The following is a 13,411-nucleotide window of genomic DNA, read 5'->3' on the forward strand; positions in this document are numbered from 1 at the left end:
ACTCAATTGATCGGCGAATCTTCGTCTTCGAAGTTTTCGTTGGCAGCCTGTGCTGCCTTCGCCTTCTTGTCTGCTGTCAGCGCGTCGCGGATCAGGTCATCCGTCAGGATCAGCCTGCCTTCAGCCAGCGCCGTAAAGGGAATGACCACGCGGGGTTCCTCGCCATAGGCCGGCTGGTCGCGTTCGATCGTGAAACCTTCGTCGTCGGCCGAAACGATCTTGCCGCGAAAACGCTTGCGGTTATCGACCAGGATCGAGGTCTCGCACTTGATGAGATGCCCGGTCCAGCGGCTGAAATCCGACTTGCGCACCATCGGCCGGTCGATTCCCGGTGACGACACTTCCAGATGATACTCCCGATCGACCGGATCTTCCACATCAAGCACCGGCGAAATCGCCGTCGAGATCGCTTCGCAATCTTGCACGGTCATCGTGCCGTCGAGCCGCTCGGCCATGATTTGTAGCGTGGCGCCGTTCTGTGACGAGAGACGGACGCGCACCAGCTGGTATCCCATAGGCACCAGCACCGGCTCGATGATGTCGGCAATGCGACGATCGACACCGGTCTCGGTGATCAGGCGTGGTTCCTGCGTATTTTCTGCCGTTGTCGTATCGGACAAACGAAGTTCTCCCAAAACATCGGGTAACAAAAAAGAGCGGGTCCTGACGGGCCCACTCTTCATCAACCGATCAAGAATTTGAGGGTCATATACGCTCGATTATCCGCAAATGCAAGATATCCCGCTGCCCGGCCGACAAAACCCGGGCGCGGGGCACGAAGTGGCAAAATCATGCCGGGATCGGTGCTTTTGCTTGCCCGGAATATCATCTGGCCTAGATTGGGCATCACAAAGACGATTCAAAGACAGACAGGGTGGGAAGCGCTTTGCCACATCGACTATCGCCATTGGCGCCGTTCAAGCACGACACTTTCCGCGTCATCTGGGTCGCGAGCCTCGCCTCCAATTTCGGCGGTCTCGTCCAGGCCGTCGGTGCTGCCTGGATGATGACGTCGATTACGGATTCGGTGAACATGGTGGCGCTGGTGCAGGCCTCGACCTCGCTGCCGATCATGCTGTTCTCGCTGGTCTCCGGTGCCCTTGCCGACAATTTCGACCGGCGACGGATCATGCTGATCGCCCAGTGTTTCATGCTTTTTGTCTCGGCGCTTCTGACCGTCTGTGCCTATTTCGGATTCATCTCGCCGTGGCTACTGCTGTTCTTCACGTTTCTCATCGGCTGCGGCACGGCGCTGAACAATCCGTCCTGGCAGGCCTCGGTTGGTGACATGGTGCCGCGCGAGGTGCTTCCTGCCGCCGTGGCCCTGAACAGCATGGGCTTCAACATCACCCGTTCGGTCGGCCCGGCGATCGGCGGCGTCATCGTGGCAAGCGCCGGGGCCGCGGCGGCCTTTGCCGCCAATACGCTCAGCTATTTCGCCATCATCTTCGCGCTCGTCCGCTGGCGCCGTGAAGTAACGTTGAGCAAGCTGCCGCGCGAATCCATGGGCCGGGCGATTTCGGCGGGCCTGCGCTATGTCGCCATGTCGCCCAATATCGGCAAGGTGCTGTTTCGCGGCTTCGTCTTCGGCCTGTCGGCCAGCGCCATCCTGGCGCTTCTGCCGCTGGTTGCCCGCGATCTCGTTGCCGGCGGGCCGCTGACCTACGGCATCATGCTCGGCGCTTTCGGCCTCGGTGCCATCGGCGGCGCGCTGTTGAGTGCACGGCTGCGCGAACATCTGTCGAGCGAGTGGATTGTCCGCATCGCCTTTGCCGGTTTTGCCGTAAGCAGCCTGATCACCGCTTTAAGCCCCTATGGCTGGCTGACCAGCCTGGCGCTGCTTCTGTCGGGTGCCGGCTGGGTGCTAGCGCTATCGCTGTTCAACACGACCGTGCAGCTCTCCACCCCGCGCTGGGTCGTCGGCCGCGCCCTGTCGCTCTACCAGACCACCACCTTCGGCGGCATCGCGGCGGGCAGCTGGATGTGGGGACAATTGGCCGAAAATTACGGCCCGGCCAATGCGCTGATCGCATCGGCGCTGCTGATGATCGTCGGCGCTGCCATCGGGTTGCGCCTGCCGCTGCCGGAGTTCCAGTCGCTCAATCTCGATCCGCTCAACCGCTTCTCCGAGCCGCTGCTGAAGCTGGACCTGAAGCCCCGTAGCGGCCCGATCGTCGTGATGATCGATTACGAGATCGCCGATGACGACGTGCCGGAATTCCTCACCGCCATGGCCGAGCGTCGCCGTGTCCGTATCCGCGATGGCGCGGGACAATGGGGCCTGATGCGCGATCTGGAAAACCCGACGGTGTGGACGGAAACCTATCACGTGCCGACCTGGGTGGAATATGTTCGCCACAACCAGCGCCGCACGCAGGCCGATGCCGAAATCGGCGACCGTCTGACGGCGCTTCATCGCGGCGACGCGGCACCGCGCGTTCACCGGATGATCGAGCGCCAGACCATCCTTCCCTACGACTACGAGCGTTACAAGCAGCAGATGGACATGCACTGAGCGTCCTCGCTGCCCTGCATTTCTCTTCAAATCCCGAACAATTCCACCGTCGTCGCGAAAGTTTCCGGGGAGGGCGGAGTTTGCCTGTTCAAAAATATTCATCCATATGGTTGACTATCGGCTCAAATTTATATATTCAACCAATAAGGTGAATAAATGAACGACGATGATCTGTCACGAATTCTGAAAGCCGCGGGTGATACGACGCGGCGACAAATCCTGACGCTGCTCGTTCAGGAGGGGGCGTTGAGAGTGACGGCGCTCGCCGCCCATTTCGACATGTCGCTGAATTCCGTCTCCAAGCATATCAAGGTGCTGGAGGAAGCAGGACTTGTCACCCGCCGGACCTTGGGCCGCGAACATTTCATCGCGGCCGAGCTCGAGCCGCTGAAGCTGACCGAGAACTGGTTCGCGCAATTGAAGTCCATCTGGGAACTGCGCCTTGCGGCGCTGGAGAACCTACTCGTTTCAAAGGATGAAAGAGATGAATGAGCTTGAACTGACGGTGAACCGCAAAATAGCAGCTTCGCGCGAGAAAGTGTTCAATGCCTGGCTTTCGCCTGAAATGCTGGCGAAATTCATGGCGGTGCCTTCCGGCGGCACCGAACTGTCCAGGGTCAAGAACGATCCGGTGAAGGGTGGCCGGTTTTCGATCATCATGGTGACGGCCGAGAAGGAAATCCCGCATGCCGGCACCTATCTCGAGATCGATCCCTATTCGCGCCTGTCCTTCACCTGGGAGTCGCCCTATTCGCTCGACGACAGCGTGGTGACCATCGATCTCGCAGAAGTGGACGCCGACACGACGGAAATCACGCTGAAACAGGTGAAATTCAAGAGCGAGGAGGCAAGGCAGGGGCATACAAGTGGGTGGAACGCGATCCTCGATGCTCTCGAAGAAATTCTCGCCTGAAACCAGCCATTGTACCGGGTGAAATCCGGCAGGGTTTCGCCCGGTAGGCTAGAGTTTTCCGATCAGGTTCTCTTGCGGATAGCAGGTCGGGGATATCCCGTGTTCCGCCTGCCAGCGACCGATCGAGCGGCGGGTCTTGAAACCGGGCAGGCCATCCGCCTTGCCGACGTCATAGCCCTGACCTTCCAGCGTTTTCTGCATCTTCAGCACGTCCGAACGCAGCATCTTGCCGACATCGCCGAACTCGCGCTTGAAGGCGCCGCCGCCCGAGGCGATCCGGTCGGCGAGGTTGCCGATGAAGAGGGCATAGAGATCGGAATTGTTGTATTCCTTGATCACGTAGAAATTCGGGGTGACGATGAATTCCGGGCCGTGACGGCCTGCCGGCACCAGCATCATGCCATCCGCCTTCGATTCGTCGGATGGAAACGCCTTGCCGGATGCGCGCTCGATCCCATCGGATGCCCATTGCGAGATTGGTTTGGCGAGATCCGGGCCTTCCTGCGCGCAGGAGACATTGGCGGGAATATAGACCTCGAAACCCCAGTCGCGGCCACGTTTCCAGCCCTTCTTCGCCAGGTAGTTGGCGATCGAGGCGAGCGTGTCGGGCGTCGATTTCCAGATGTCGCGCCGCCCGTCGCCATCGAAATCGACGGCATATTTCAGGAAACTGGTCGGCAGGAACTGCGGCTGGCCCATGGCGCCGGCCCAGGATCCCTTCATCTCCGCCTCGCGCACGTCGCCGCTGTCGAGAATATGCAGGGCGGCGATCAGTTCGCGCCGGAAGAGATCACCGCGCGTCGACATGAAGGCCTTGGTGGCCAGCACGTCCATGATCGGATGCGGGATCTTCGCCCGGCCGAAACCGGATTCCCGGCCCCAGATGGCAACGACGATCGGCCCCGGAACGCCGTAGGTCTTCTCGATCCGCCGGAGCGTCGCGGCATTTTCCTTGGCAAGACTGCGGCCGGTCGTCGCCAGACCCTGCAGCCGCTGTTCGGAGAAATAGGCGCCGGGCGAGGAAAATTCCGCCTGGCTCTGCTTCTGGTCGCCGGGTGGCTTGGTGCCTGGGGCCACGAGATCCGGCAGGTCCCAGTTGAGTTTCACATCGGCAAAGGCTGCCTTGAAGGATTTTTCGGAAATTCCCGATTTCTGTGCTTCCGGCCAGAGGTCGGTTTGCAGCCATTGGCGGAATTGTGCCTCTGTATCGGCTTTTGATGCGGCGAGGGTGGGCGAGGCGGCGAGCGTCAGGAGGGCGAGGATCGCTGCTGCCAGAGCTTGCCGCGCCTTACCCCCCTCTGTCGGCTGTGCCGACATCTCCCCCACAAGGGGGGAGATTGTTCTTTTCCCGAGCCAGTCTTGCTGCAAATGGGAGAGTGTCTTTTTGAGGAAGGCGAGCGCCCCAGCCAATCTCCCCCCTTGTGGGGGAGATGTCACGAAGTGACAGAGGGGGGTGACGTGCGGCATCCGAATAGCTTTCCTCAAATCGCCGTCCTCGCTCTCAGTGCCGCCGTCAGCGTGCCCTCGTCCAGGTAATCCAGCTCGCCGCCGACCGGTACGCCATGCGCCAGCCGGGTGATCTTGACGCCCAGTCCATCCAGTTGGTCGGTAATGTAATGCGCGGTCGTCTGGCCCTCGACGGTGGCGTTGACGGCGATAATCAGTTCGCGCACGCCGCCTTTCGCCACGCGCTCGACGAGGCCCCTGATATTCAGGTCGTCCGGCCCGACGCCGTCGAGCGGCGACAGCGTGCCGCCGAGCACGTGATAGGCGGTGTTCATCGCGCTGGCCCGCTCCAGCGCCCAGAGATCGGACACGTCTTCCACCACGATGATGACGGAATTGTCGCGCCGATCGTCGGAACAGACGCTGCAGGGGTCGATCGTATCGACATTGCCGCAGCACGAGCAGATGCGGACCTTGGCGTAGGCTTCGCCCATGGCGTCGGCAAGCGGCCCAAGCAACTGGTCCTTCTTCTTGACGAGGTGCAGGGCTGCGCGCCGGGCCGAGCGCGGCCCGAGCCCGGGCACCTTTGCCAGGAGCTGAATGAGTTTTTCGATTTCTGGGCCGGTGACTCGCTTTGCCATGCCGCGTTTCTACTCCATATCTCCGGCGAACGGAATCGCTGAAAAGAGAGTGTTGTCCATGAAAATCCTGGCCGTCTGCACCGGCAGCGCCGAAATCCTGCCCGGAAAGTCTTACAAGACCGGCATTTTCAAGCATCCGGTCGAAGCGGGTGTGATGATCGACCGTGAAGGCCTGATCGGCGACAAAATCTGCAACCGCAAGCATCATGGCGGACCCGATCAGGCCGTCTATGCCATGGGTTCCATCGATATGGACTGGTGGTCGAAGGAACTGGGGAGTGACCTCAAGCCCGGCATCTTCGGCGAAAACCTGGTGATCGAAGGCGCCGACAGCCGCAAGATCTCGGTTGGTGACCGGTTCGAGACGGATACGGTCGAGCTCGAAGTCACCTCCGCCCGCATACCATGCGCAACGTTGGCGGCCCGTATGGGCGATCCGGCCTTCGCAAGACGGTTCGCCAAGGCCGGGCGGCCGGGTTTCTATTGCCGCGTGCTCAAAGACGGTGTCATTCAGGCGGGCGATGCCGTGACTTATCATGCCTATTCCGGTTTGCCGGTGCTGATGCCGGAAATGCTGGAGACTTACGGTCAAAATTTTTCTGACGAGGATCGCGGCCGCTATCTCGCAGCACCGATCCATCACAAGCTGAGAGCCAGGCTCACCAGCGCATGAACATCTTCCGCTCCCGTCATCGGCGTCGCCTCGCACTGCAACCGTCGGCCTTAACCATCCGCTCAAGTTCCGCTTTATTTCAATCCGTTCTCAACCTATGAGAGACCCTGTCGCAAGGCCCTCATTGCATTCGGGCTTGCTGCGATAAATCGATGATTGTGCAGACACCGCAAAACATCCGCGAACTTGCAAGGGCAAGGGCGCGAGTATGCTTGCGTCTGTGTGCAGGAGAGCGGCAAAGGCGGTCATCATGCACGGATTTACCTATGTCAGGCAGTTCGGAATCGCGGTGGTTGTCGCGCTTTTCAGCCTAGCGATCCATGGCAATAGCGTTTTGGCCGGTGATTGTTCGGGGTCAAGGGCATCGGGCAGCCCCGAAATCGCCCGCCTGCAGCGCCAGATCGCCGCCAATCGCGCCTTCGAAGTCAAATACCGCTGCGCTGCCGGGGCCACATTTGCATGCCGCGAAATTGCCGGCCGCATCGCACAGGCGAGCGCCCGTCTTGCCAGCCTGTCCGCCGCGCCGGGGCAGAGCTGCAAGATGCCGGTGATCGCCGAGCGTGCGTCTGCCCGCCGTACCGCCGCCGCGGCTGCCCGCAGCGCAACGGTCGGCTATGCCTTGCCGCGCATCAGCGCCAGGATGGAGACGCGCTGCGTCCGGCTGTCCGACGGTTATTCCTTCCCGACGCCGAATTCCGGGTACAGCACGGCCGAGAACGTGGAGGCGATCGCCGCGCAGTGCAAATTCATCTGCGACGATCCGGCAATGGATGTCTACCGGATGACCAGTGCGGAGCGGAACACGGACGAGATGATTTCGGTGACGACAGGTGCGCGCTATGCGGAGCTGCCGAATGCCGGCGCCTATCGCACGGCGTCACCGCTGAAAACGTGCGATATGAACCGCTTCTACAAGACCGTTCTGGCAAAAACACCCGTCGCAGGCGATACGGCGGGTTCAGGTCGGGAAATCGTGAATTCACAGGCCATTCAGCCGGTCGAGACGGTCGCCTTGAACGTCGTTCTTCTGGGCGATGTCGACCTGCGCGGCACCGCCAGCGTCGTACCGCCGCCGGCCCGCAAGGTTCGCATCGTCGGCGCGGCTTTCCTGCCTGTGGAATGACGCCGAGCGGCAACCGGCCCCGTCGGCAGCCTTAAAATGGCAGCTTCATGCCGGGCGGGATCGGCAGGCCGGCGGTCAGCGCCTTGGTCTTTTCGGCGGTGATGGCTTCCGCCTTGTCCTTGCCGTCCTTGTGGGCGGCAACGATCAGGTCCTCGAGGATTTCAACATCGTCTTCCTTGAACAGCGACGGGTCGATCTTGATGCCCTTCAGGTTGCCCTTGCCGTCCATGCGCAGGGTCACAAGCCCGCCGCCGGAGGAGCCATCGACTTCGAGCGCAGAAATCTCTTCCTGCATCTTCTCCATCTTGGCCTGCATTTCCTTGACCTTGCCCATCATGCCCATGATGTCGCGCATTGTCCTGTCCTCTTCTTGTCTCTTGGTTCTGTGTAGACCTAGTGCTCGATATCGTCGCCGGGAAGGATGTCGCCTTCCTCGGATTCGGCGGCGGCCACGGCCACCGGCTCGATTTCCTCTTCCGGTTCCGGCCCCTTGATCCTGACGTCGGTGATCTTGGCGCCGGGGAAGCGGGCGAGAATGGCGGCGACATCCGGATCCTGGCGCGCATCGCTGACACGCTTTTCCTGCGCCTGTGTCTCGGCTTCAAGCAATGTCGGCTGGCCGGGTTCACGGCTGAGGATGACCATCCAGCGGATGCCGGTCCAGTCTTCCAGCTTCTTCTGCAACTCGGCGACCAGCGTCTTCGGCGCGTCTTCCGGCAGGTTGATTTCCAACCTTCCGGGTTCGAGATTGACCAGCCGCACGAAGCCGCGCACCAGCGTCTTCAGCTTGATGTCGCGGTTGGTGCCGCAGAGATCGGCGATATCGCTCACCGAGCGCACGGGAACCTTGGGTTCGGCCTTGGCGGCCGGCGCCTCGACGGGCCGCTCCTCGATCTTGCCGACCGGCATCGCCTGCGGAGGCGCCACGTCAGGTACTGCGCGCAGCATGGTCGCGCCGTTCCCGGTTGCCCGTTGCGCGGGCGGCATATCGTTGCCGCGTGCCTGCACCGAGCCGGTCATCGATGCCTGCGCGCCGCCGCCATTGCCGCCATTCGGGGCGGAGGGTTGGCGACCGGTTTCGCCGCTGGACAATTCAAGCAGACGTCGCGCGGCATCTTCCGGCGAGGGCAGGTGGGCTGCATGGGCAAGCCGGATCAGCACCATTTCGGCGGCGCCGGCCGGACGTGACGAGCTTTCCGTTTCTGGAATGCCCTTCAGCAGCATCTGCCACATGCGCGACAGCGTCGTCACGGCGATGCCAGAGGCGAATTCGGCGCCACGCGTGCGCTCGACCTCGCTCAGCGACTGGTCGCTGGCGGCATCCGGCACATATTTCAGCCGGGTGACGAGATGGGTGAAATCGGCAAGGTCGGTCAAAACGACGGACGGGCTGGCGCCGGCTTCATATTGACCGGCGAATTCTTCAAGCGCCGCGGCAACATCGCCTTTGACGATATGCTGGAAAAGGTCGACGATGCGGGCGCGGTCGGCAAGGCCGAGCATCGAACGCACGGCTTCGACCTCGACGATACCGCCGCCATGCGCGATCGCCTGGTCGAGCAGCGACAGGCCGTCGCGGGCCGAGCCTTCGGCGGCACGTGCAATCATCGCCATGGCGTCCGGATCGGCCGAAATGCCTTCCTTGCCGAGAATGGTGGTGAACAGGCCGACGAGATCCGACGCGCCGATGCGGCGCAGGTCGAAACGCTGGCAGCGCGACAGCACCGTGATCGGAACCTTGCGGATTTCGGTCGTGGCAAAAATGAACTTCACATGCTCTGGCGGCTCTTCGAGCGTCTTCAGCAGGCCGTTGAAGGCCTGGGTCGAGAGCATGTGCACTTCGTCGATGATGTAGACTTTGTAGCGTGCCGAAACCGGGCGGTAGCGCACCTGCTCGATGATCTCGCGGATATCGTCGATGCCGGTATGGGACGCGGCGTCCATCTCGATCACGTCGACATGCCGGCCCTCCATGATCGCCTGGCAATGTTCGCCGGGAATACGCAGGTCGATGGTCGGCTTGTCGATCTCGGGGGTCTTGTAGTTCAGCGCGCGGGCGAGAATACGGGCAGTGGTCGTCTTGCCGACGCCGCGAACACCGGTCAGCATATAGGCCTGTGCGATGCGGCCGGTCTCGAACGCATTGGTGAGCGTGCGCACCATCGGTTCCTGGCCGACCATCAGGTCGGAGAAATCCTTCGGCCGGTACTTGCGCGCAAGCACGCGGTAGGCGGCGGGTTTTTCGGATGTCGGGATCAGACTATCTTCGCTCATCGCCCCTGCCGCTTGGCACCAAGTCGTGTCCAGACAGGACAGAAGGAAAAGGGTGGGAGGCTGGCACGATGACCCGTGCCTGGCTCGTTGGGGCTGCTTCCTTCCGGACCTGACCCGGTTGGCGAGTGGCTCGTCCACCACCAACCTCCCGGCTTCCATATCGGCAATATCGAAACCAAATGCAAGCCACGCCCCAAAAAAACTGCTATCGTTACTGAAACAAAAGAAAAATCACTGTCCATGGGAGACCTGCTTGCCTGCTTTCGAAATTGATGAACGCCTCCAGCGCGATGGATTGCTTATCGCCACGCTCGGTCTTTGCCAGCTTCGCATCAACAATGATCGCCGCTGGCCCTGGCTGGTGCTTATTCCCCAGCGCAATGGCGTGTCGGAGGTCTTCGACCTGACGCCGCTTGACCAGGCCATGCTGACATTCGAGACGAACATGGTCGGTTCGGCATTGAAAAAGGTGACCGGGGCGACGAAGATCAATGTCGGCGCGCTTGGCAACATCGTCCGCCAGCTCCATGTCCATGTGATCGCCCGCAACGAGGGCGATGCCAACTGGCCGGGGCCGGTCTGGGGTTTTGGCACTGCCGAACCCTGGAGCGATGACGAGCGCAAGGCATTCGCAGCACGGATACTGGAAAACCTCTGACCATGACGACATCGATCTTCGACCTGCACAGCCCGCATCCCGAGCCGAGCACGCTCGTCGCATTCGCGGAAAATCACCTCGACAGACAGTCCGAACATCGTGCCGACGATTGCCTGGAAGTGGCCTTCCGCAAGGAGGGAGCGCATGTCTTTGCTTTTTCCGGCGGCAAGCTGGTCGTCAAGCACGACGAGAAGATCATCGACCCGCTGTTTGCACCCTACGAGCTGGCGGGGCTGGAGCCGGTCCTTGACGATGCCATCCTGCTCGGTTTCCTGGCCAATGGCGAGCCGCGGCTGGCTGTCCCGATTGGTTTGACGGAGGAAACGCTCCCCGAACCTTTCAAGCTGGCCGACGGCCGCACGCTCTATCGCCAGCAGATGCTGCCCGACGAATTGCTCGGCCAGTTTGCGCAGGCGTCAAGCCTGATCACCTGGAATGCGACCAACCGCTTCTGCGGCAAGTGCGGTTCGGCCATGGAAGGCAAGGCCGGCGGTTATCGCCGTGTCTGCTCCGCCTGCGGTCACATGGTCTTCCCGCGCACCGACCCTGTGGTCATCATGCTGACCATCGATCTGGAGCGCGACCTCTGCCTGCTCGGCCGCAGTCCGCACTTTCCCGAGGGCATGTATTCCTGTCTCGCCGGTTTCGTCGAGCCGGGCGAAACGATGGAGAACGCCGTCCGGCGCGAAACCCATGAGGAATCCGGCATCCGCGTCGGCCGCGTCCGCTACCACGCCTCGCAACCCTGGCCGATGCCGCACACGCTGATGATCGGCTGTTATGCCGAGGCGAAGTCCCGCGATATCCACCGCGACGATCAGGAACTGGAAGATTGCCGCTGGTTCACGCGCGAGGAGACAGCAGCCATGCTGGCCCGCAATACCGGCGTGACGCTGGCGGCGGGGGAACTCGGTCCGCCGCCGAAGGGCGCGATCGCCCATCAGCTGATGCGCGACTGGCTGGACTGGCCAAAGTGAACAAAATCGGCAGCCGCGGATGGCGGACGCCGATGGAGTGTTGTTTTAGCCGTTTACCGGGTCAGAAATTGCGCTGTAGTCGAATGGTCCCGCCGATCGCGCTGCCGTTGCCGCGTTCGCCGCCGAAGTCGGTGTAGTTGATTTCCGGCTGGAGCGTCAGGCCATCGACCACGGCATATTCGACATTGACGGCGCCGGCGAAAGTTCCGTCTTCCTCGTAGGCTGCCTGCGCGTTCAGCGAGGCCTTTTCGGTCATCTGCGCGGAGAACCCGCCCCAGACGGCCCAGTCGCCATCCCACGGACCATAGTAGTTGCGTTGGCGCGATCCGCCGGGGCCATTGTCATTGTCCCAATCCGACTGATAGCCGCCCATCACGAAGACTGAAAGCGTCTCGTTGAACTTGACATCGAGACGGAGCTTGCCGCCAAAGGCCTCGGCTTCCGTGTCGTAGCCGCCGACGGCCGAGATGCCGCCCCAGTCCCCCATGTACTTTACCCCGCCGATAACGTGCGGAAAGTCGTTGCCGCGATAGGAGACAGACGGCACCGGCGCGAAACCGGTATCATAGCTCCCGGCACCTTCCTCGAGGCCGATCAAAGCCGAGAAGCCCATGTCACCGCCATAGACGTAGCTGACCTGGGAGGTCCGGTCGCCGGTGTAATCGATCACATCGTCGTTGATGATGTTGCCGGCGGAATTCAGCCAGGTGTCGTATCGTGAATCGGCATAGCCGGCGCGGAAGCCTGCAATCTCGATATAGGCAGCGTTGAGATAGGTATTGGTGTCGGTGATGTTGTTCGCGTCGCTGCGCAGTTCGATGAAGCTGCGCAACGTTCCGAATTCGCTGTCCGATCGTGCATCGAGCATGATCGTTCCGCGCGTAAACGCATCCCAGCCGCTGCTCTCGCCCGAATAAGGGCTCTCGCCATAGTTGGAATCGAAACGCACGTAGCCGCTGATCTTCAGGCAGGTTTCGGTGCCGGGAATGTAGAAGTAGCCTTTGCCGAAAGCGTCGCAGACGCGCACGTACTCCATGGGCTCCGGTTCCGCGGCAACGATGGCGTCGGCGGCGCTTGCTCCCGTCGAGGCCGCCAATGCGGCGGCGGAGCAGAGAAGAAGTGTCCTGATTGCCATGGGGCAGCCTTTGTTGCGCATTTCGCGGAAGGCTCGCAAGCGCATGTTGTTGCCGGAAAGCATTGAGGACTGCCGATCAGGCACTGCTCAACGCGACGAACAAATCACAACGGTTCGCCGTAAAACAATCACTTTTCGCCAGTGATTTCCAGCCGCCAATTCTAACCCGCGAGAAACGCTACGCGGTCTTTAGAGGACAAGCCGCATCGGATGCGCCGCGTAGGAGCCGAGGATGCGAACCTTTTCGGAGAAATATCGCAGCTCGTCCAGCGCCTGCCGGACATGCGCATCCTCCGGATGACCCTCGATATCGGCATAGAACTGCGTCGCGATGAACTTGCCGCCGAGCTGGTAGCTCTCCAGCTTGGTCATGTTGATGCCGTTGGTGGCAAAGCCGCCGAGCGCCTTGTAGAGGGCTGCCGGGATATTGCGGACGTTGAAGACGAAGGTGGTGACGATGACGTCGTTTTCCGCTTTCCGGTGGATGTTCTTCGGGTCGCGCGCCAGGATCACGAAACGCGTCACGTTGTTTTCCGTGTCCTCGACATTCTCGGCGATGATGTCGAGCTTGTAGAGATCGGCAGCGAGCCTTGGGGCAAGGGCCGCCATCGACCGGTCGCCCATTTCGGAGACGAGCTTGGCTGCGCCCGCCGTATCGCCGGCCACCACAGGCTTCCAGCCATTGGCGCGCACGATCTTGCGGCACTGGCCGAGCGCATGGATATGGCTGTGCACGGTGCGGATTTCATCGCGCGAAACCCCCGGCAGCACCATCAGCTGAAACCGGATCGGCATGAAATATTCGCCAATGATGTGCAGTCGCGATTCGGGCAGCAGATGGTGGATGTCGGCGACGCGGCCGGCGATCGTGTTCTCGATCGGGATCATCGCCAGATCGGCCTCGCCATTCTCGACTGCCAGGAAAGCATCCTCGAATGTCTGGCAGGGCAGCGGCTCCATCTCCGGAAACATGTCGCGGCAGGCCATGTCGGAGTTGGCGCCATAGTCGCCCTGGAAGGAGATCCGGTTGGTCTTGGTGATCATTGCATGGTCCGA

At 61.4% G+C, this 13,411-nt stretch carries 14 protein-coding genes and 1 other RNA gene; 7 read left to right on the forward strand and 8 right to left on the reverse strand.

The window, feature by feature from the left end:
• Positions 1-2: 2 nt before the first annotated feature.
• On the reverse strand, positions 3-620 hold the full coding sequence (gene rimP / locus J2Z75_RS06650; protein ID WP_209849557.1) for a ribosome maturation factor RimP: 618 nt from the start codon (positions 618-620) through the stop codon (positions 3-5).
• A gap of 266 nt (positions 621-886) precedes the next feature.
• Between rimP and J2Z75_RS06655 the strand changes: the two genes are divergently transcribed.
• From J2Z75_RS06655 to J2Z75_RS06665, 3 genes are all read left to right on the forward strand, one after another.
• Entirely contained in the window at positions 887-2,515 is a 1,629-nt protein-coding gene (locus tag J2Z75_RS06655) for an MFS transporter (protein WP_209849560.1), read from the forward strand.
• Between the two features lie 156 nt (positions 2,516-2,671).
• The gene (locus tag J2Z75_RS06660; RefSeq protein ID WP_209849563.1) at positions 2,672-3,007 is read left to right on the forward strand and encodes an ArsR/SmtB family transcription factor; all 336 of its coding nucleotides are present in this window, start codon (positions 2,672-2,674) and stop codon (positions 3,005-3,007) included.
• The gene (locus J2Z75_RS06665; RefSeq protein ID WP_209849566.1) at positions 3,000-3,428 is read left to right on the forward strand and encodes an SRPBCC family protein; all 429 of its coding nucleotides are present in this window, start codon (positions 3,000-3,002) and stop codon (positions 3,426-3,428) included. Before J2Z75_RS06660 ends, J2Z75_RS06665 begins: the two co-directional genes overlap by 8 nt.
• Positions 3,429-3,476: 48 nt before the next feature.
• Here J2Z75_RS06665 and J2Z75_RS06670 read toward each other — a convergent pair whose 3' ends face one another.
• The gene (locus J2Z75_RS06670) at positions 3,477-4,745 is read right to left on the reverse strand and encodes a lytic murein transglycosylase (protein ID WP_209849569.1); all 1,269 of its coding nucleotides are present in this window, start codon (positions 4,743-4,745) and stop codon (positions 3,477-3,479) included.
• 164 nt (positions 4,746-4,909) lie between these two features.
• Positions 4,910-5,515, reverse strand: a complete 606-nt coding sequence (gene recR, locus J2Z75_RS06675) for a recombination mediator RecR (RefSeq protein WP_209849572.1) — start codon at positions 5,513-5,515, stop codon at positions 4,910-4,912.
• 58 nt (positions 5,516-5,573) lie between these two features.
• Between recR and J2Z75_RS06680 the strand changes: the two genes are divergently transcribed.
• Positions 5,574-6,188 (forward strand): MOSC domain-containing protein, encoded by a 615-nt coding sequence (locus tag J2Z75_RS06680; protein WP_209849577.1) that lies wholly within the window; start codon positions 5,574-5,576, stop codon positions 6,186-6,188.
• A gap of 250 nt (positions 6,189-6,438) precedes the next feature.
• On the forward strand, positions 6,439-7,311 hold the full coding sequence (locus J2Z75_RS06685; RefSeq protein ID WP_209849582.1) for a DUF2865 domain-containing protein: 873 nt from the start codon (positions 6,439-6,441) through the stop codon (positions 7,309-7,311).
• A gap of 31 nt (positions 7,312-7,342) precedes the next feature.
• On the opposite strand, the gene J2Z75_RS06690 is transcribed toward J2Z75_RS06685, so the two are convergent.
• From J2Z75_RS06690 to ffs, 3 genes are all read right to left on the reverse strand, one after another.
• Positions 7,343-7,666, reverse strand: a complete 324-nt coding sequence (locus tag J2Z75_RS06690; RefSeq protein WP_209849586.1) for a YbaB/EbfC family nucleoid-associated protein — start codon at positions 7,664-7,666, stop codon at positions 7,343-7,345.
• A 38-nt stretch (positions 7,667-7,704) separates the two neighbouring features.
• Positions 7,705-9,585 carry a DNA polymerase III subunit gamma/tau gene (locus J2Z75_RS06695; protein WP_209849589.1) on the reverse strand — a complete coding sequence of 627 codons (1,881 nt, stop codon included), beginning with the start codon at positions 9,583-9,585 and terminating at the stop codon, positions 7,705-7,707.
• Between the two features lie 52 nt (positions 9,586-9,637).
• An RNA gene (gene ffs / locus J2Z75_RS06700) (signal recognition particle sRNA small type) lies at positions 9,638-9,734 on the reverse strand.
• 104 nt (positions 9,735-9,838) lie between these two features.
• Here ffs and J2Z75_RS06705 point away from each other — a divergent pair.
• On the forward strand, positions 9,839-10,243 hold the full coding sequence (locus J2Z75_RS06705) for an HIT domain-containing protein (protein ID WP_209849592.1): 405 nt from the start codon (positions 9,839-9,841) through the stop codon (positions 10,241-10,243).
• 2 nt (positions 10,244-10,245) lie between these two features.
• A complete protein-coding gene (gene nudC, locus J2Z75_RS06710; RefSeq protein WP_209849597.1) occupies positions 10,246-11,220 on the forward strand; it encodes an NAD(+) diphosphatase in 975 nt (324 codons plus the stop codon).
• A gap of 61 nt (positions 11,221-11,281) precedes the next feature.
• On the opposite strand, the gene J2Z75_RS06715 is transcribed toward nudC, so the two are convergent.
• Together J2Z75_RS06715 and J2Z75_RS06720 are read right to left on the reverse strand one after the other, a co-directional pair.
• Entirely contained in the window at positions 11,282-12,355 is a 1,074-nt protein-coding gene (locus J2Z75_RS06715) for a porin (RefSeq protein ID WP_209849600.1), read from the reverse strand.
• 189 nt (positions 12,356-12,544) lie between these two features.
• Positions 12,545-13,399 carry a prephenate dehydratase gene (locus J2Z75_RS06720; protein WP_209849603.1) on the reverse strand — a complete coding sequence of 285 codons (855 nt, stop codon included), beginning with the start codon at positions 13,397-13,399 and terminating at the stop codon, positions 12,545-12,547.
• Positions 13,400-13,411: the final 12 nt, after the last annotated feature.

The sequence above is a fragment of the Rhizobium herbae genome (assembly GCF_017873135.1).
Classification (GTDB): domain Bacteria; phylum Pseudomonadota; class Alphaproteobacteria; order Rhizobiales; family Rhizobiaceae; genus Pararhizobium; species Pararhizobium herbae.

What these genes read in the sequence shown, in the direction of transcription:
- recR (WP_209849572.1), bottom strand. Translation starts at nt 5,515, where the DNA reads ATGGCAAAGCGAGTCACCGGCCCAGAAATCGAAAAACTCATTCAGCTC.
- J2Z75_RS06720 (WP_209849603.1), bottom strand. Translation starts at nt 13,399, where the DNA reads ATGATCACCAAGACCAACCGGATCTCCTTCCAGGGCGACTATGGCGCC.
- J2Z75_RS06680 (WP_209849577.1), top strand. Translation starts at nt 5,574, where the DNA reads ATGAAAATCCTGGCCGTCTGCACCGGCAGCGCCGAAATCCTGCCCGGA.
- J2Z75_RS06670 (WP_209849569.1), bottom strand. Translation starts at nt 4,745, where the DNA reads ATGTCGGCACAGCCGACAGAGGGGGGTAAGGCGCGGCAAGCTCTGGCA.
- J2Z75_RS06690 (WP_209849586.1), bottom strand. Translation starts at nt 7,666, where the DNA reads ATGCGCGACATCATGGGCATGATGGGCAAGGTCAAGGAAATGCAGGCC.
- nudC (WP_209849597.1), top strand. Translation starts at nt 10,246, where the DNA reads ATGACGACATCGATCTTCGACCTGCACAGCCCGCATCCCGAGCCGAGC.
- J2Z75_RS06660 (WP_209849563.1), top strand. Translation starts at nt 2,672, where the DNA reads ATGAACGACGATGATCTGTCACGAATTCTGAAAGCCGCGGGTGATACG.
- J2Z75_RS06685 (WP_209849582.1), top strand. Translation starts at nt 6,439, where the DNA reads ATGCACGGATTTACCTATGTCAGGCAGTTCGGAATCGCGGTGGTTGTC.
- J2Z75_RS06695 (WP_209849589.1), bottom strand. Translation starts at nt 9,585, where the DNA reads ATGAGCGAAGATAGTCTGATCCCGACATCCGAAAAACCCGCCGCCTAC.
- J2Z75_RS06715 (WP_209849600.1), bottom strand. Translation starts at nt 12,355, where the DNA reads ATGGCAATCAGGACACTTCTTCTCTGCTCCGCCGCCGCATTGGCGGCC.
- J2Z75_RS06665 (WP_209849566.1), top strand. Translation starts at nt 3,000, where the DNA reads ATGAATGAGCTTGAACTGACGGTGAACCGCAAAATAGCAGCTTCGCGC.